The organism is Exiguobacterium sp. PHA03 (assembly GCF_041945985.1).
Classification (GTDB): Bacteria; Bacillota; Bacilli; order Exiguobacteriales; family Exiguobacteriaceae; genus Exiguobacterium_A.
The window spans coordinates 1,649,252-1,666,035 of sequence record NZ_JAUTYQ010000001.1 but is presented as its reverse complement, the minus strand read 5'-3'; the positions used below and the strand labels follow the sequence as shown (position 1 = coordinate 1,666,035).

Annotated in this window: 18 protein-coding genes; 13 read left to right on the top strand and 5 right to left on the bottom strand. The window is 47.3% G+C overall.

All coding sequences use genetic code 11. The features are described 5' to 3' along the window. The first annotated feature begins 228 nt into the window (after positions 1–228). From Q7C19_RS08755 to Q7C19_RS08745, 3 genes are read left to right on the top strand one after another with little or no spacing between them, the layout of a single operon-like run. A complete protein-coding gene (locus Q7C19_RS08755; protein ID WP_035406065.1) occupies positions 229–1,641 on the top strand; it encodes a leucyl aminopeptidase in 1,413 nt (470 codons plus the stop codon). Beyond that, positions 1,638–1,808 carry a hypothetical protein gene (locus Q7C19_RS08750; protein WP_156358998.1) on the top strand — a complete coding sequence of 57 codons (171 nt, stop codon included), beginning with the start codon at positions 1,638–1,640 and terminating at the stop codon, positions 1,806–1,808. Before Q7C19_RS08755 ends, Q7C19_RS08750 begins: the two co-directional genes overlap by 4 nt. Then, complete coding sequence (locus Q7C19_RS08745) at positions 1,789–2,457, top strand: DUF429 domain-containing protein (protein WP_368914623.1); 669 nt, start codon at positions 1,789–1,791, stop codon at positions 2,455–2,457. The genes Q7C19_RS08750 and Q7C19_RS08745 overlap by 20 nt, the downstream gene beginning before the upstream one ends. On the opposite strand, the gene ytvI is transcribed toward Q7C19_RS08745, so the two are convergent. Continuing rightward, on the bottom strand, positions 2,437–3,561 hold the full coding sequence (gene ytvI, locus Q7C19_RS08740; RefSeq protein ID WP_056062778.1) for a sporulation integral membrane protein YtvI: 1,125 nt from the start codon (positions 3,559–3,561) through the stop codon (positions 2,437–2,439). The two genes, Q7C19_RS08745 and ytvI, sit on opposite strands and share 21 nt — an antisense overlap. 89 nt (positions 3,562–3,650) lie before the next feature. Between ytvI and Q7C19_RS08735 the strand changes: the two genes are divergently transcribed. Further along, positions 3,651–3,836: a hypothetical protein gene (locus tag Q7C19_RS08735; RefSeq protein ID WP_056062777.1), complete on the top strand. Its 186-nt coding sequence runs from the start codon at positions 3,651–3,653 to the stop codon at positions 3,834–3,836. Continuing rightward, complete coding sequence (locus Q7C19_RS08730) at positions 3,802–4,689, top strand: MazG nucleotide pyrophosphohydrolase domain-containing protein (protein WP_375091955.1); 888 nt, start codon at positions 3,802–3,804, stop codon at positions 4,687–4,689. Before Q7C19_RS08735 ends, Q7C19_RS08730 begins: the two co-directional genes overlap by 35 nt. A gap of 39 nt (positions 4,690–4,728) precedes the next feature. Here Q7C19_RS08730 and Q7C19_RS08725 read toward each other — a convergent pair whose 3' ends face one another. The 4 genes from Q7C19_RS08725 to Q7C19_RS08710 are packed head-to-tail and all read right to left on the bottom strand — an operon-like array spanning position 4,729 to position 7,509. Next, complete coding sequence (locus Q7C19_RS08725; RefSeq protein WP_290752166.1) at positions 4,729–5,919, bottom strand: aminotransferase; 1,191 nt, start codon at positions 5,917–5,919, stop codon at positions 4,729–4,731. After that, positions 5,916–6,413: an Lrp/AsnC family transcriptional regulator gene (locus tag Q7C19_RS08720; protein ID WP_035406085.1), complete on the bottom strand. Its 498-nt coding sequence runs from the start codon at positions 6,411–6,413 to the stop codon at positions 5,916–5,918. Before Q7C19_RS08720 ends, Q7C19_RS08725 begins: the two co-directional genes overlap by 4 nt. Before the next feature lie 4 nt (positions 6,414–6,417). Next, on the bottom strand, positions 6,418–7,212 hold the full coding sequence (locus Q7C19_RS08715) for a glycosyltransferase family 2 protein (protein ID WP_035406088.1): 795 nt from the start codon (positions 7,210–7,212) through the stop codon (positions 6,418–6,420). Between the two features lie 57 nt (positions 7,213–7,269). Then, the gene (locus Q7C19_RS08710; protein ID WP_035406091.1) at positions 7,270–7,509 is read right to left on the bottom strand and encodes a NifU N-terminal domain-containing protein; all 240 of its coding nucleotides are present in this window, start codon (positions 7,507–7,509) and stop codon (positions 7,270–7,272) included. 461 nt (positions 7,510–7,970) lie between these two features. On the opposite strand from Q7C19_RS08710, the gene Q7C19_RS08705 reads away from it, so the two are divergent. The 8 genes from Q7C19_RS08705 to Q7C19_RS08670 all read left to right on the top strand — a co-directional run bounded on the left by Q7C19_RS08705 (position 7,971) and on the right by Q7C19_RS08670 (position 16,704). Beyond that, positions 7,971–10,238 (top strand): ribonucleoside-diphosphate reductase subunit alpha, encoded by a 2,268-nt coding sequence (locus tag Q7C19_RS08705; RefSeq protein WP_056062774.1) that lies wholly within the window; start codon positions 7,971–7,973, stop codon positions 10,236–10,238. A gap of 18 nt (positions 10,239–10,256) precedes the next feature. After that, positions 10,257–10,745 (top strand): flavodoxin domain-containing protein, encoded by a 489-nt coding sequence (locus Q7C19_RS08700; RefSeq protein ID WP_375091954.1) that lies wholly within the window; start codon positions 10,257–10,259, stop codon positions 10,743–10,745. Further along, positions 10,714–11,757, top strand: coding sequence for a ribonucleotide-diphosphate reductase subunit beta (locus Q7C19_RS08695; RefSeq protein WP_035406099.1), 1,044 nt, complete (start codon positions 10,714–10,716; stop codon positions 11,755–11,757). The genes Q7C19_RS08700 and Q7C19_RS08695 overlap by 32 nt, the downstream gene beginning before the upstream one ends. Positions 11,758–12,164: 407 nt before the next feature. Further along, positions 12,165–12,557 carry a S1 domain-containing post-transcriptional regulator GSP13 gene (gene yugI, locus Q7C19_RS08690; protein ID WP_012371159.1) on the top strand — a complete coding sequence of 131 codons (393 nt, stop codon included), beginning with the start codon at positions 12,165–12,167 and terminating at the stop codon, positions 12,555–12,557. A gap of 135 nt (positions 12,558–12,692) precedes the next feature. After that, a complete protein-coding gene (locus Q7C19_RS08685) occupies positions 12,693–13,859 on the top strand; it encodes an iron-containing alcohol dehydrogenase (RefSeq protein WP_056062767.1) in 1,167 nt (388 codons plus the stop codon). Positions 13,860–13,972: 113 nt separating this feature from the next. Then, positions 13,973–15,322, top strand: coding sequence for a glucose-6-phosphate isomerase (locus tag Q7C19_RS08680; protein WP_035406105.1), 1,350 nt, complete (start codon positions 13,973–13,975; stop codon positions 15,320–15,322). Positions 15,323–15,494: 172 nt separating this feature from the next. After that, on the top strand, positions 15,495–15,968 hold the full coding sequence (gene ytkD, locus Q7C19_RS08675; RefSeq protein WP_375091953.1) for an RNA deprotection pyrophosphohydrolase: 474 nt from the start codon (positions 15,495–15,497) through the stop codon (positions 15,966–15,968). Next, positions 15,940–16,704: an alpha/beta hydrolase family protein gene (locus tag Q7C19_RS08670; protein ID WP_368914629.1), complete on the top strand. Its 765-nt coding sequence runs from the start codon at positions 15,940–15,942 to the stop codon at positions 16,702–16,704. The genes ytkD and Q7C19_RS08670 overlap by 29 nt, the downstream gene beginning before the upstream one ends. Positions 16,705–16,784: the final 80 nt, after the last annotated feature.

Below are 16,784 nucleotides of genomic sequence, written 5' to 3'. Positions count from 1 at the left end.
TAGACATTTCCCGGAACAGCAAACGCATCGTTTCTTGAAGTGTCTCAATATTTCACCTGTTTAATCCTATCATATTGTGAAACGGGCAACAATTGTTTGAAACCAAGCAATTCGACAAATTGGCAAACAAGAATCATGTAAGCGCTTGCGGTTCGCTGAGAGGCTATCAGTTGGAAAATGACTGAAAACACTTCATACTAATAGGTATTAGATAAAGGGGGAATTTTTATGCAAACGAATCAACCCGTAGACGTACTGATCGTCGGGATATCAGGGAATCAACCGCTTGATGAACGATTACAAGCACTGTATGGTGACAAACTAGAAGAGTGGGTCCGTCAAGGTGATATCTCAACGAAACGGGGAGAACTTCGTCTGTTGCCGACGTTATCGGGAGATGTCGCACGTGTGCTGTTTGTCGGACTTGGGAAAGTCGATCAACTCTCGCAAGACAACTTGCGCCGTTTGCTCGGAAAAGCCGCACAACACGTTAAAGCACGCCGCTTAGAACAGGTGACAGTCGACGCGACGACGTTTCCAGGTCAACCGGTCGAACTGATTGCTGAGACATTCACCCTCGCTACATATGAGGTCAAACATTATAAAACATCTCCTTCTAAAGCGTACACGCTTCATCTGACGGTCTTACCTTCTGAAGACGAGGCAGTGCGTCGCGGAAAAGCCTTAGGGGAAGCAACGAACTTGGCGCGACGTCTCGTAACGATGCCGGGAAATCTTTTGACGGCGCCAGCGCTTGCGGACGAAGCACGCTTCATCGCAGAGCGTCATGGACATGATCTCCGAATCATCGATAAGGAAGAGATGGAAGCACTTGGCATGGGTGCCTTGCTTGCCGTCAATCAAGGATCGGTCATTCCGCCGAAGTTGATCGTCCTTGAATACAAAGGCTCAGTAGAAGCACCGATTGCTGTCGTCGGAAAAGGTGTCACGTTCGATACAGGTGGTTATTCGATCAAACCAAAAGACGGGATCGTCGGGATGAAAGGAGATATGGGAGGCGCAGCAGCAGTTCTTGGTCTGTTTGAAGCACTTGGTCAACTCAAACCTGATGTTCACGTCATTGGCGTCATTCCAGCAACGGATAACATGATTTCTGGGGATGCCTTCAAACCGGATGATGTCATCACATCGATGGCAGGAAAAACGATTGAAGTCTTGAACACGGATGCAGAAGGACGGCTTGTCCTCGCAGATGCAGTCACGTACGTGAAAGAGTACCAGCCGAAAGCCATCATCGACCTCGCAACATTGACAGGTGGTGTCCTTGTCGCCCTTGGAACAGAAATCACAGGTGCGTTGACGAATGATGCGTCACTTTACGAACGCTTTGAACAGGTGACGAAAGAGACGAACGAGATGGTTTGGCAAATGCCATATGTCGATGCGTTCATCAAACAAGTCCGCCGCTCAGATGTCGCAGATTTGAATAACTCACCGGGACGCATGGGACACATGATCTTCGGTGGTGCGTTCGTCGGGGAATTCGTCGGCGACACACCGTGGTTGCACCTCGATATCGCGGGAACATCGGAACAGAATCAAGCGTCTGAGATTGGTCCAAAAGGAGCAACGGGCGTCATGGTTCGTAGTCTGTATCGATTCGTCGAGCAAGAAAAATGAGACGTTGGAATCTACTCGGCGTCTTGTTGACGATTCTTACCGTCGTCTGGTACTTGGATGCACGAGATCGTCTATCGCTCGGTCTTGCGACATTTATCGGTATCTTCACGGTCTTATCACTACTGCGTTCTTTCCGGGAGAAGACGAATGCACGTCATCGGGATTGATGCGGCAAAGGCAGGATGGGTCGTCGTCAGGTACGAAAATGAGACGTACTCAGGATCAATCGAACCGACGCTTGGACAGATCCCGCCAGCCGACCGAATTTGGATCGATATGCCGATCGGTTTGATGGAAGGACGACGCGAAACAGATCAGCTGTTGCGACAGGAACTGCGCCCCGGACGAACGAGTAGTGTCTTTAATGCACCATTTCTCAGTGCGTTGACAACATCAAGTTATATGGAAGCAAATGATTTAGCGAAACAACATGCTGGTATCGGACTTTCGAAACAAGCGTGGTATCTATTGCCGAAAATCCGAGAAGTCCGTCATGCGTATCGATCTGAAATGATCGAATCACATCCGGAAGTCTGCTTTGCACGCCTCGCCGGTCATCCGGCACGTTTTTCCAAGAAAACAAAGGAAGGCATCGCGGAACGAATCGAATTACTTGAACAATACGATTGTCCCCCGTTATGGGAACAGCGTCAGCCGAACGTCGCGATTGATGATTGGCTTGATGCTTGTCTGCTTGCGACCGGTGCACGTTTTCCATGCGATTACTTTCCAGCAAGTCAACCAGTGGACACGAAAGGGTATCCTTTATATGCCGCTGTACCCAAAAAATCACCCTCACCGAAATGGTGTGGGTGATCCTTTCACGAAGTCCCAGATGTAATGGAAAATCTGTGCATTGTAGAGTGCTTTTAAGATGACGGCAATCAATGGTCCAAGGATTAACCCGAAGACGCCGAAGAATTTGATACCGACGAACAACGCAATCAATGCCGTAATCGGTTGAATGCCGATGTTATCGCCGACGATCTTCGGTTCCATGATGTTGCGCTGGAGAATGACGATGGCGTACAAAATGCCAAGTCCAATCGCAAGCGTCGTATCTCCGGTGATCACCGAGTAGGCGATCCAAGGCAGGAAGACGGAACCGGTACCGAGATACGGTAAGATGTCGAAGAAGGCAGCGATGAAAGCAACCGCGAATGGATGATCGACACCAATGATGAACAAACCAATCAAGACGATGAAAAACGTGATCGTGATCAACGTGAGCTGCGCTTTAAGATAACCAAATAATGCAGATCGTAAGCTCAAGAAGACCGACTCGACACGAGCGAACCAAGGAAGCATCTCGTAGCGCTTCAATCGCATTTCGTACTGATGCCAATCCTTTGCGATGAAGAACCAAGCGAGTAAGACGATGACGAAAATCAACGCAATCGATGGTAAAGTCGCAAGAACAGATTGAAGCATCATCGCAACACTTTTTGAGCCTTCTCCAATCGCACTCGCAAGCGAACTACCCAGCGATTGAATACTGTTTTGGACCGTATTTTGTTGGGATGGTTCTAATGAACGTAATGCTTCAGACGCATCGTTCCAAATCGGTGCCAGTTTTTCGTTATATAGCTTTTGGAAATACAGACTCAACTCCTGGATTTGTGCCGGTAATTGATTGGCGACAAATACGAGACCGCGAATCAACTGCATGATGATCAAGGCAAGCGAACCGATCAATAAACCACTGATCAAAATGATGGACAACAACGCACCCCATCCACGATTGATCCGTAACCGCTTTTGAAAGAAATCGACGAGCGGACGGCTGAAAAGAGCAAGCAGAAACGCAAAGACAAACGGGTACAAAATGGACGAGAGGCGGATGAGTAACCATCCAACAGCTACGAAGGCGAAGATCACCGTCAAGAACCGGGCCATTTGCCAAAGACGTTCAGTCGACACAAGCAACACCTCTTACTGGATTATGTAGAATTGATATCATCATATCATGTTTAGGTAGGGAACGAGTCATTCAAAAGGAGGAGAAAGCGATGCGTAAAAGAGAAATCGGATTATTTGCTGCATTGATTGCTGCGACATCCGTTGGAATCCGAGAATGGAAGAAAAATCAGGCATTTGCCAAACGTGTCAAACAAGAGACGGAGGCGCAAGTACGTCAAGCAATCGTGGAGGATCAGACAGATGGAACAGATGAAGACACTGCAACAAAAGGTTGATGCGACGATTCGTTCACTCGGAGGTTATTTTCGACCGCTATCTGGTCTCGCACGCTTGACAGAAGAAATCGGTGAAGTCGGCGAAGCACTCGAACAAAGAGATCAAGAAGCTCTTCGTTCAGAACTTGTGGACGTTTTGATGATCTCGACGTGTCTTGCCAATCAATACGTGACGGATCTTGCGGTGCAACATGAGACAATCGGAACGGTAAACGACGATCAGGATGGTTCCTTTTATCGACTTGTGCATGAAGCCGGTCAAGTCGCACGCGTCATGAATGGATACGAAGGGGATAAACCGCCTAAAGCGAAGGATACAATTGTTCCAATCGGTCATTCGATAGCACGTCTGCAACGGGAATTATTTCGTTTAGCGCGACCACTTCAACTCGATTTACTGTCAGAAATCGATCGGACGAATGAAAAGAATCTCAAGCGGGATAAAACACGCTTTGCCTTGACGCGTGATCCTATTACGGAAGAAACGATTGATCACTTCCGGAGTGCGACAGGAAGTGAAGCACGTCTTTGGGGAGCCCCTGTGTACGAAGAGGATCAAACGCTAAAGGAGAATATGGAGACGGCACTCCCGTCGCTCCGGCGTTTCCTACGTTGTGCAATGATTGAAGGAATCGAGGCGTTCGTCTTCGAAGCACCGATGGAACGCTCGCGTAGTCTAGTTGAAGTCAAAGAGCTGGCGGATGAAATGGGACGTTTGATCAAGGAACGGACACCGCTTGACTTTAAGGACTCACCGTATCGGTTGGAAGTCTTTGCGCCACAGCTCGGTCCAGTCTCACCGTATCATGCGGAAGACGACTATCGGATGTTTCTTGTTTTCTATGTCGATTAAAAAATAAGCCGCCTGCTCGTTTGAGCAAGCGGCTTATTTTTAGTGTGAATGAGACGATGTTGTCTCATCCTGAGTCTGCCATTTTTTCATGAAGCGCTGAATGCGCGCGATGGCTTCTTGCAGTTGTTCGATTGAACTCGCGTAACTTGCCCGGACATAGCCTTCACCGCTTGCTCCGAAGACGGATCCTGGAACGACGGCGACGCGCTCAGCGAGTAACAATTGCTCGGCGAACTGCTCACTCGTCAGCCCGGTATGACCAATGTACGGAAAAGCATAAAAGGCACCGCCTGGTAGGTGCGTCGGGAGACCCGCATCGTTTAACGCCTTGACGAAGTAATTCCGGCGTTGGCGATAACTTGTCACCATATCAGGGACCGTCTTATGACGAGAACGTAGCGCTTCAATACCCGCGAATTGGACGAGTGTTGGTGCACACATCATTCCATATTGGTGGACCTTCAGCATCGATTGCGTGATTGCAGGTGGTGCGCAAGTAAAGCCGAGCCGCCAGCCCGTCATCGCGAAGGCTTTCGAGAAACCATTGATGATGATTGTCCGCTCCCGCATACCAGGAAGGGACGCAAAACAAATCGCTTCCGTTTCGTAGGATAGCTCCGCATAGATTTCATCACTGATGACATATAAATCATGCTTTTGAACAAGTAACGCGAGGTCCGCTAATTGATCGCGTGTCATCGTCGAGCCTGTCGGATTCGATGGGAAACAGAAAATGATTGCTTTCGTTTTGTCCGTCAGCAACTGTTCGATCGTTTCCGGTTGAATCGCAAAACCGTCTTCTGCGTGACATGCAGCGGCGACAGGAATTCCTCCAGCAAGTTCGATCAAGGGGGCATATGAAACGAACGCCGGTTCAACGACGATGACTTCATCTCCCGGATTGATCAAACTACGAAACGCAAGGTCAAGTCCTTCCGAAGCTCCGGTCGTGACGATGATCTCTTCCGTCGTCGAATAGGAGATGGCGAACTTTTCTTGCATGTAAAGCGCGATTTCCTGACGTAACTCGAGTAAACCGGCGTTAGCACTGTATGCTGTGTAGCCCTGTTCAAGTGCTGCAAAGCTTGCTTCTCGGACGTTCCATGGCGTGACGAAATCGGGTTCACCGACACCAAGTGAGATGACATCTTCCATCGATCCGGCTAAATCAAAGAAACGACGAATGCCGGATGGGGCTAGCTGTTCGACACGTGTTGATAAAGATTTCATGGAGACACCTTCAATCGTTTGTCGTCATCATCCTGACTGAAGAGAACGCCATCGTGCTTATACGTCTTTAAGCGGAAATGGGTCGTCGTCGAGATGACGGAGTCGAGTGTCGATAATTTTTCAGAAACGAATTGAGACACTTCTTGTAGCGATTTGCCATCAAGTACGACTTGTAAGTCATATGCGCCTGACATCAGATACAGAGATGTCACTTCCGGGAAACGATGGATTCGCTCTGCGACTTCATCAAAGCCGCGTCCCCGTTTTGGTGTGACTTTGACATCGATGAAAGCTGTCACGCCGTGATGGGCATGAATCTTTTGCCAGTCAATGACGGCGGTATAGCCGAGTAGGACACCGTCACGTTTGAATGTTTCGATCGAAGCTGCTACTTCTGACGCTTCCCAATCGAGCATCTGCGCAAGTAAGTTTACGTCCATCGGACCATTTTGTGTTAATAGTGCTAATAATTCGAGTTGTTTTTCGGTGTACATGGAATCACTCACTTTCTGTCAATTGACCATTGAAGGTACGGCGTGTCTGTCGCAATCGTGCGCGTCGTTCTTCCTGAACGATATGGAAGTTCTTCATTTCACGTGTCGGAAGTTGATGTTTTTCGACCAGGCGGTCAAAATAGACGCGTCGCGTTGCGTCTTGTCGTGCTGATTCATGATTGCCAGACGGGTTGAAGGCGTACAGGACGGTTGCTCGTGCCGGATGTAACACTAAATGATCCTTACCGACGCGTAAAATCCAGTCCCAGTCCCAGTAGTTGAAGACGTCTTCATCAAACAGACCGAGTTGATCGTGGAGCGATTTACGGTAGAGCGATCCGGACGGAATGTACGTCGAGTCTTCTCGGATCGTCTCCGGATCATACGGGTACGCGAACGGTTCGGAATGGAGTGCAATCCGGTGACCGTCTTCCCAGCGATACGTAAAGAGCTCCGCGTCCGTATACGTTAGATCCGCGCCGGCTTCGAGATCACCGACTGCCTCTTCGAGATGACTCGGTAATAAGAGGTCATCGTCATCATGAAGTAAGATATACCGACCGGAAGCGAGCATGACACCGTGATTTCGAGCACGGACGTGATGATTTTCAGGTAACTCGACATATGTGATCTGCAGACGATCCTGATAGGCAGAGGTCACTGCTGAGACATCGTCGCCATTATTGTTTAGGACGATGACATCGAAGTCCTGATAGTGTTGACGTGTCAACGCTTCTAGCGCTTCTGCTAGTTCGCGAGGACGATTGTATGTCGGGATGATGATGGATACGGTTGGCATCAGCGATCGCTCCTTGAACAAAGACACCTGTTCAGGAACAGGTGTCTTCTTGTTTTTTTACATGTTTGCTTCGATACGTGGTAGCAGCTCATTCCATTCTGCTTCTGGTTCTTTCGTGACCGTCACGAAGTCGCCGTAAGCGAATAGATTATCGATGCCGTCGATCGCGATCAAAGATGCGAGCAACGTATCTTCCGGTGTATCTTCTTTTTTGACACTCGTACTTTTCGCACCGAAGCGCTGTTCCTCGAGCGTGATTTTGACGGAATTCGGGTTTGGTGTGTAATCGACTTGCATAGGTAAGCTCCTTTCAACGTACATACGTATATGCCATATGTCATCTTTTCGTGATAGTTGGATTCAATCCTTCTTCCTCCAAACGGAAGATCGGTACGTTCAGTATATCAGAAAATTCGAAGAGATTATTTTTCTTCTGATAGGAGAAATGACTCATCTTTATTTTAAGGGTTCGCGTGAACTTATAATATGTTTTACTCGCTATCTCAATATATCTCAAAAGGCGTCATGATGCCTTTTTCAAATTGTTTGACCTGAATTTCAAAGCAAGGGGTTATTTTTTTAGATTTCAGTGATAACCTATATCTTGTACATTAACAGGTTTAAAAACGTCTAAAACGTCTATATATAGAGTGATACTTGTAGAGTTCTTTCTATATGTAGGACGTCTTTTTTTAGTTTAGCGTATTTCATCGTGTAATGCGAACCTGTTTAACGATAGAGAATGGGAGTGGTTCATAGTGGCATCTCCACTGAATACAGCACGCATCTTTAAGGGTGCAATGACAATAGAAGACGTATATGTCGTGATTCGACAAGCGACGGAAACGTATCCGGAACTTGATATCGACCGCTATACAGAACGTGCCATCCGAGCGCTTGAAGGGAAGTCCTTACAAGCAGATCAAGTCTATGAACTGTTAACGATGCATGCACTCGATATGTTGAAGGCAGAAGAGCCGAACTGGACATTCGTAGCGACAGCGACTTACTTAAATCGGTTATATCTAGAAGCGGGTGAAAACCGCGGATATGCAGCGGAAGAACGATATGGTTCGCTGTATACATTGATTGAAAAGCTGACAGAAATCGGTATCTTCACGAAACATTTACTGGATGCGTATTCGAAAGAAGACATCAACGAACTGTCGGCAACGATTGATCCTTCCCGCGACCACCTGTTCACATACATTGGCCTTCGGACACTGGCAGACCGGTATCTTGCACGTGATCACGTCAAAAATTTGTACGAGCTACCGCAAGAACGATTCATGGTCATCGCGATGACGCTGATGCAGAACGAACCGAAGGAACGTCGTTTAGAACTCGTCAAAGAAGCCTACTGGGCATTGTCGAACCTCTACATGACGGTCGCGACACCGACGCTTTCGAACGCCGGTAAATCATATGGTCAACTCTCATCATGCTTCATCGATACAGTCGATGATTCGCTACGCGGCATCTATGACTCGAACACGGATGTAGCGACACTTTCTAAGGGTGGCGGCGGAATCGGTGTCTACATGGGGAAAATTCGCTCACGTGGATCAGACATCAAAGGCTTTAAAGGTGTTTCAAGTGGTGTCATCCCATGGATGAAACAATTGAACAATACGGCAGTCAGCGTCGATCAGCTCGGTATGCGCCAAGGATCAATCGCCGTGTATCTTGACATCTGGCATAAGGACATCCTCGAGTTTTTAGATGCGAAGCTCAACAATGGGGACGAGCGACTTCGGACACATGACTTGTTCACGGGCGTTAACTTACCAGACCGCTTCATGCGTGCTGTAGAAGCACGAGAAGACTGGCACCTGTTTGACCCACACGAAATTCGGACGATTATGGGCTTCAGCCTTGAAGATTATTTCGATGAGACAGAACAAGGCGGTAGCTTCACGGAACGATACGAAGCATGTGTCAACGAACCGCGTCTCAGCAAAAAAACAGTCCCAGCGATTGATCTCGTCAAACGCTACATGCGTTCGCAACTTGAGACAGGGACGCCATACATGTTCTTCCGTGACGCCGTTAACCGTGCGAATCCGAATAAACATGCAGGCATGATCTACTCGTCAAACCTGTGCTCGGAAATCATGCAAAACATGAGTCCGACGACCGTGACAGAAGAATATACAGAAGACGGTAAAATCATCGTCACGAAGACACCAGGTGACTTCGTCGTCTGTAACTTATCATCGATTGCGCTTGCACGTGCGGTTCGTTCAGATGTTCTCGAACGATTGATTCCGATTCAAATGCGGATGCTTGATAACGTCATCGACTTGAATACGATCGATGTTCCGCAAGCACAATTGACGAATCAAAAATACCGTGCCGTTGGTCTTGGAACATTCGGTTGGCACCATCTGCTCGCGCTCGAAGGTATCCGTTGGGAATCGGTCGAAGCGGTACAATACGCAGACCGTCTCTACGAGAAAATCGCTTACTTGACGATCGATGCGTCGATGCAACTTGCGAAAGAGAAAGGCGCGTACCGTCTCTTTGAAGGTTCAGAATGGCAAACAGGAGAGTACATCAAACGTCGCCACTACAAAACGACGGATGAACTCGATTGGGATCGTCTCCAAGCCGACATCACGGCGCACGGGATGCGTAACGCTTACTTGATGGCAGTCGCACCGAACTCATCGACGGCGATCATTGCGGGAAGTACGGCATCGATTGATCCAATCTATAAAAAAGTCTACTCAGAAGAGAAGAAAAACTATAAGATCCCAGTTACCGTTCCGGATTTAACACCGGAAACGAACTGGTTCTATAAATCAGCGTTTGAGATTGACCAGTTATGGAGCATTCGTCAAAATGCTTCGCGTCAGCGTCACATCGACCAAGCGATCAGCTTTAACCTGTACGTGAAAAATAACGTCAAAGCAAAAGAATTACTCGAGATGCACATGGAAGCATGGCAACTTGGGATGAAGACGATCTACTACACGCGTTCGACGACGGTTGAGATCGACGAATGTGAATCGTGTTCATCATAAGATAAGGAGGACGATATCATGAAGGCAGCAATCGTATATGCGTCATTGAGTGGAAACACGGAGGAGGTGGCAGAACTCGTCGCGAAGACGTGTTCTGAGATGGGAATCGAGCCGACGATGTTGTTTGCGGACGAAGTGACGACGTATCAGTTAATGCCTTATGATATCGTCTATTTTGGTTCGTATACGTGGGGAGATGGGCAATTACCCGAGGATATGCGCGACTGTCTTAGAACGGTTTTGAAGGAGAGCACGCATGCGATTCCGCAGGCAGCTGTTTTTGGAACAGGGGATAAGATGTTCGTCAAATATTGTCGCGCCGTCGATGAGATGGCGTATCACCTCTCGAAATTCGGGGTCCCGCTTGCCGGAGAACTGTTGAAAATCGAACAGTCACCACGCAATCGCCCGCATCTCGTCAAGGAATGGACAAGACGGACCATTCTTCAATTACAGCAAGAGGGAGTCGAAGCACATGGAACAGCTACAAAAAATCAAACTGCTTGATGCACGTCATCCAAACCGCGCGACAGCAATCATCGGTGGCGAAACAAGTGCCATCGTCAATTGGAATGATATTGCCTATCCACAGTTTTATTCGATCTACAAACAACTGTTATCGAACTTTTGGATTCCAGATGAGATTTCAATGTCAAAAGACATGCAACAATGGAATCAATTGAGCGAACGAGAACAAGATGCATTCAAACGAATCATTGGACTACTCTCGATCCTTGACTCGGTTCAGACACGCTACATCTTGGAATCAGCGATGTTCACATCGGATTCATCCGTTCATGCGATTCTCGCCATCATCGCGCAACAGGAAGTCGTTCATAATCAATCGTATAGCTACGTCTTATCCAGCTTAGTTCCATTGGCTGAACAAAACCGGATTTTCGATATCGCGAAAGACGATGACATGGTCATGAAGCGTAATGCATTCATTCTTGATTTATACGAAGATTTCCAAAATGACCGGACTCCAGAGAACTTCGCGAAATCACTCGTTGCTTCAATCGTTCTTGAAGGGATCAACTTCTATTCTGGCTTTGCTTTCTTCTATAACCTAGCGCGCCATCAGAAGATGGTCGGAACATCGACGATGATCAGCTATATTCAACGTGATGAATTGCAACACTCGTACTTCATCAGCCAGTTATTACGTGCTGTCTTGTCAGAGCATCCAGAAATCGATGCAGATGGCTCATTCACACAATTCGTATATGACACGTTCAAGCGTGCCGTGGATCTTGAAATCGAGTGGAGCGAATATGTCTTGCGTGATCTAGATGGTCTTGATGTTAGTGAAATGCGTGACTATGTCAAATATCTTGCGAACAAACGCCTTCGCGTCATCGGTTTGTCGGACCTCTACGAAGGACACGACGAAGACGTCATGCCATGGATTCGGGCATATTCAGATGATTCGATGAACGCGACGAAATCGGACTTCTTCGAACAAAAATCACGTTCATATGCGAAGGTAACGGATGCGAATGGATTCGATGACCTATAATTGATGATTGCTTCTACTCTATATTTCCTTTACGCTAGGACAGGTGAGGTTCTGCTCGACTCGCAGAAAAACAAGTCCTCATGACCCTGGAAGATGCGACGCATCTGAAGCGGCATGAGGGCTTGTCCGCGGAAAGCGAGCAGACCGCGACTGTCCGTTTTTATTAGAGCGTTTTGAAAGTCGCTCACATCACTTTTCAGTATCTGTTTTTTAGGTCAATTGAGTAAAAGAACAAAAAAAGGGCCGAACTCGGAAAGTTCGGCAGAATCAGGGGGAATACTTGAAGTCTTGCTACTAAAATGTTCCCTTGTGAAATAAAAAATAAACAAATTCCAAAAATATTTTTTACGATACAAGAAAAGTGTGTTATTATAAGTTGATGAATTTAGTTAGGGAGTGTATACATTATGGCAAACTTTGAAAAAGACCAAGTCGTTACTGGTAAAGTAACTGGTATTCAAAACTTCGGTGCTTTCGTAGCACTTGACGAGCAAACACAAGGTCTCGTCCACATTTCAGAAATCTCACACGATTACGTAAAAGACATCAACGATTACGTAAAAGTTGGCGATGAAGTAACTGTTAAAGTTCTCGACATCGACGAAGCTAACAAAAAAATGAAGCTTTCGATCAAAGCAACTCAGGAAGCTCCAAAACGTGAAGCACGCGCGAAAGGTCCACGCAAAAACGCTGGACGTCGCGATGCAGGTCCTGCTTTCAAACAAGAAGAAGCACCTGGATTCAACGTTCTTAAAGGTAAATTGGAAGAATGGATTGAAAAATCAAACTTCCAAAAATAAGCCACATGAGAGAATCGACATCGGTCGGTTCTCTTTTTTTTGCGATTGTTACATACAATAAGCATTAAATTAGATGCGAAAGGGGAATGTGTGGATAATGTAAGGTGTTCATTACTTATTGAGGAGGCAACACAGATGGAAAACTTTGAATATCGCAATCCAACAAGACTTATTTTTGGTGACGGTCAAGTCAGCCAACTGAAACCACAACTCGAAGCACTCGGTGCGAAGAAAGTCATGCTCGTCTTTGGCGGCGGAAGTATTAAACGTAACGGCGTCTATGATGATGTCACACGTGAACTCAATGCGGCAGGAATCGAGTACGTCGAATGCGACGGTGTCGAACCGAACCCTCGCATCGAAACTGCAGAACGCGGAATTAAAATTGCACGTGAAGCAGGCGTTGACGCACTACTTGCACTTGGTGGCGGTTCTGTCATCGACTGCACGAAATTGATCGCAGCAGGTATCCCGTATGAAGGCGAAGCATGGGATCTCGTCATCGGTAAAGCGACACCAAAAACAGTCATTCCATTCGGAACAGTCTTGACGCTTGCAGCGACAGGTTCTGAGATGAACTCAGGATCGGTCATCACGAACTGGAAAACACAAGAGAAATATGGTTGGGGTAGTCCGCTTACGTACCCAACATTCTCAATTCTTGATCCAAAATACACAGTCAGCGTACCGAAAGATCAAACGATCTACGGTATCGTCGATATGATGAGTCACTGTCTCGAACAATACTTCCATCCTGCACATGCACCGGTTCAAGAACGTATGACAGAAGGTGTCATGAAAGCAGTCGTCGAAGCAGCACCAAAACTCGTTAACGATCTCGAAAACGTGGAACTTCGTGGAACAATTCTCTTCGCTGGTACGATGGCGCTCAACGGTGTTCTTCAAATGGGAGCACGCGGCGACTGGGCATCACATAACATCGAACACGCTGTCTCGGCTGTTCATGACATCCCGCATGCAGGTGGACTCGCCATTCTCTTCCCGAACTGGATGCGCCACGTACTCGATGAATCAAACGCACATCGTTTCGTCACACTCGGTGAGAACGTCTTTAACGTCGACACGGAAGGTAAATCAGAGATGGAAGCAGCACATGCGACAATCGACGCGATTAGTGCTTTCTGGACATCACTCGGCGCACCAAACCGTCTTGCGGATTACGACATCAAAGAAGATACAGTCGATTCAATCGTCAAGTCAGCAATGACTCGCGGCGACTTCGGAAACTTCAAATCACTCGGAAACGAGGATGTTCGTCAAATCGTGACAGCTGCCCTATAACAACTCGTAACATTTGCTAATCTTTTCACAAAAGACTTGAACGACCTTCCTTCTTGCGTTTTAATGAAAAGGAAGGTCGCATTTCGTTGCGAATGAATAAGGAGGACGATGGCATGTCAACAGTACGTTTTGATTATTCGAAAGCCCTACAATTCGTAGGTCAACATGAAGTAGAACACATGACGGAGACCGTAAAGACGCTCCACCATGCGATTCATGCAGGAACAGGTGCAGGAAGTGATTTCTTAGGATGGGTAGATCTTCCGACGAACTACGATCAAGCGGAGTTTGCGCGTATCCAAGCGTCTGCAGAAAAAATCAAGTCGGATTCTGATGTGTTGCTAGTCGTCGGAATCGGCGGTTCGTATCTCGGTGCACGTGCGGCAATCGAGATGCTTGGACACTCATTCCATAACTTGTTATCAAAAGACGAGCGTAAAGCACCACAAATCATCTATGCAGGGCATAATATCTCATCAACGTATCTGCATGATTTATTTGAAGTACTTGAAGGAAAAGATGTATCGGTCAACATCATCTCGAAATCGGGTACGACGACAGAACCAGCAATTTCGTTCCGTCTCTTGAAAGCATTCATGGAAGAAAAGTACGGTAAAGCAGAAGCGAAACACCGGATTTACGCAACAACGGACAAAGCCCGCGGTGCATTAAAAACACTCGCAGATTCTGAAGGATACGAAACATTCGTTATTCCAGATGATGTCGGCGGACGTTTCTCTGTGTTAACGCCAGTTGGTCTATTACCGATCGCAGCAGCAGGAATTTCGATCGAAGAGTTAATGCAAGGGGCACGTGACGCACAAGAGCGCTACGCGAGCGAAAACCTAGCTGACAACGAAGCGTACCAATACGCAGTCGTCCGAAATGCATTGTATGCGAAAGGGAAAACGATCGAGCTACTCGTCAACTACGAACCAGCACTTCATTACGTATCAGAGTGGTGGAAGCAATTGTACGGCGAATCTGAAGGAAAAGACTTCAAAGGGATTTTCCCAGCAGCAGTTGATTTCTCGACCGATCTTCATTCAATGGGACAATATGTCCAAGAAGGTCGTCGTGATCTGTTTGAGACAGTCATTAAAGTCGGACAAGCGCGTCACGCGTTGACGATTGAAGAAGACGCCCAGGACCTTGATGGATTGAACTTCCTCGCAGGACAGTCGATTCAGTTCGTCAACGATAAGGCAGCAGAAGGCACATTGCTTGCGCACACGGACGGACAAGTTCCGAACCTGACAGTCGAACTTCCAGAGATGACACCGTATCACCTCGGATTCCTGTTCTACTTCTTCGAAAAAGCATGTGCGATGAGTGGTTACCTCCTTGGAGTAAATCCATTCGATCAGCCAGGCGTCGAAGCGTACAAGAAAAATATGTTCGCTCTTCTTGGAAAACCAGGATTCGAAGCAGAAAAAGCAGAACTCGAAGCACGTTTGAAGTAATACAAAACGACAGTCGATTGTTCCTTAGTGGAACATCGGCTGTTTTTTTACGTTCACGAGATGAGGACGAGTAATCATTTTCCAGATTTATAGGCAATCCTAGCGTTTTCACTTTTAGAATACCCGTGAAACAGGTAAAGTGAAGTTAGAAGAAGAAATGAGGTGCACGTACGTGATTACATTCTTGGATTATTATCAAAATCAAGTGGAGTTAAGTTTTGAGGACCATCCGTTCTCGGATCGCCCTCTACATGTGTGGGTCATTGCCGTGTACGAAGGGAAATGGTTGCTGACCCATCATAAGCAACGCGGATATGAATTTCCGGGTGGGAAGGTTGAACCGGGTGAAACGGCAGAAGAAGCCGCACGTCGTGAAGTGATGGAAGAGACAGGCGGAAAAATCGATTCCTTGAAGTACATCGGGCAATATCGTGTTGCCGGAAAAGGGGATACGATCATTAAAAATATCTACTTCGCGCAAATCGAATCGCTGTCATCCCATTTGGCTGTAGATGAAACAGATGGTGCTTTTCTGTTCGAGAAACTCCCTGATCGTCTCGATACGAACCGACAATACAGTTTCATGATGAAGGACCGCGTCCTTCCAGAGACACTCCGTGTACTTAGCGAACGCCGATTGGTTTGAACTTCCGCGGCAAGGTCCGTTTCGGACGTTTCGGATGTTCTATACGACGACAGACGGGGAGCGCGTCGGTGCCTATATCGTACTTCCGCAAGTCGCGAACGGACAGGGGATTCTCTACTTGCGAGGTGGCACACGATCTATCGGAATGGTTCGACCGACACGGCTGCTCGCGTTTGCGCAGGCTGGTTTTTTCGTCATGGCACCTTTCTATCGGGGAAACTTAGGCGGAACAGGAAAAGAAGATTTCGGACATCGGGATGTCGAAGACGCATGCAGTGCTTTCGATTGGTTGCAACAACGTGTCTCGCATGTTCATGCATTCGGATTTTCTCGTGGGGGGCAAATGGCATTACTCCTGGCTCATCATCGTCCAGTTGCGCGGACGGTGTCGTGGGCAGGCGTGACCGAGTTGACATGGACCTACGAGGAGCAGAAGACGATGCAAAAGATGTTGCGTCGCTATACGGGGGGGACACCAGACACCGTACCTGAGGCGTATAAGGTGCGCTCGCCGCTTCATGTCGCTCCTCAAGGTGAAGTATTATTGATTCATGGTGCGTATGATGAGAACGTTCGTTTACGACATGCGACGGCTTATGCTGCACGTCATCCCGACCAAACCCTGCTTCAGACTTATGCGTATGCACATCAGTTCCCGATCCATGAAAAATTACGTGTGACGCGTGATATTTTGACTTGGTTCGAGACAGGCATTTGGAACCGATATGATACATGATTCAAGCAATACGACGTTTGTCGTATTGCTTTTTGTATTTTGGAAGATGAAGCATAGAGATTGAAAAAACAGACCATTGA

Coding starts and splice junctions, on each gene's coding strand:
- Q7C19_RS08755 (WP_035406065.1), top strand. CDS start 229: ATGCAAACGAATCAACCCGTAGACGTACTGATCGTCGGGATATCAGGG.
- Q7C19_RS08750 (WP_156358998.1), top strand. CDS start 1,638: ATGAGACGTTGGAATCTACTCGGCGTCTTGTTGACGATTCTTACCGTC.
- Q7C19_RS08745 (WP_368914623.1), top strand. CDS start 1,789: ATGCACGTCATCGGGATTGATGCGGCAAAGGCAGGATGGGTCGTCGTC.
- Q7C19_RS08735 (WP_056062777.1), top strand. CDS start 3,651: ATGCGTAAAAGAGAAATCGGATTATTTGCTGCATTGATTGCTGCGACA.
- Q7C19_RS08730 (WP_375091955.1), top strand. CDS start 3,802: ATGGAACAGATGAAGACACTGCAACAAAAGGTTGATGCGACGATTCGT.
- Q7C19_RS08725 (WP_290752166.1), bottom strand. CDS start 5,919: ATGAAATCTTTATCAACACGTGTCGAACAGCTAGCCCCATCCGGCATT.
- Q7C19_RS08720 (WP_035406085.1), bottom strand. CDS start 6,413: ATGTACACCGAAAAACAACTCGAATTATTAGCACTATTAACACAAAAT.
- Q7C19_RS08715 (WP_035406088.1), bottom strand. CDS start 7,212: ATGCCAACCGTATCCATCATCATCCCGACATACAATCGTCCTCGCGAA.
- Q7C19_RS08710 (WP_035406091.1), bottom strand. CDS start 7,509: ATGCAAGTCGATTACACACCAAACCCGAATTCCGTCAAAATCACGCTC.
- Q7C19_RS08700 (WP_375091954.1), top strand. CDS start 10,257: ATGAAGGCAGCAATCGTATATGCGTCATTGAGTGGAAACACGGAGGAG.
- Q7C19_RS08695 (WP_035406099.1), top strand. CDS start 10,714: ATGGAACAGCTACAAAAAATCAAACTGCTTGATGCACGTCATCCAAAC.
- yugI (WP_012371159.1), top strand. CDS start 12,165: ATGGCAAACTTTGAAAAAGACCAAGTCGTTACTGGTAAAGTAACTGGT.
- Q7C19_RS08685 (WP_056062767.1), top strand. CDS start 12,693: ATGGAAAACTTTGAATATCGCAATCCAACAAGACTTATTTTTGGTGAC.
- Q7C19_RS08680 (WP_035406105.1), top strand. CDS start 13,973: ATGTCAACAGTACGTTTTGATTATTCGAAAGCCCTACAATTCGTAGGT.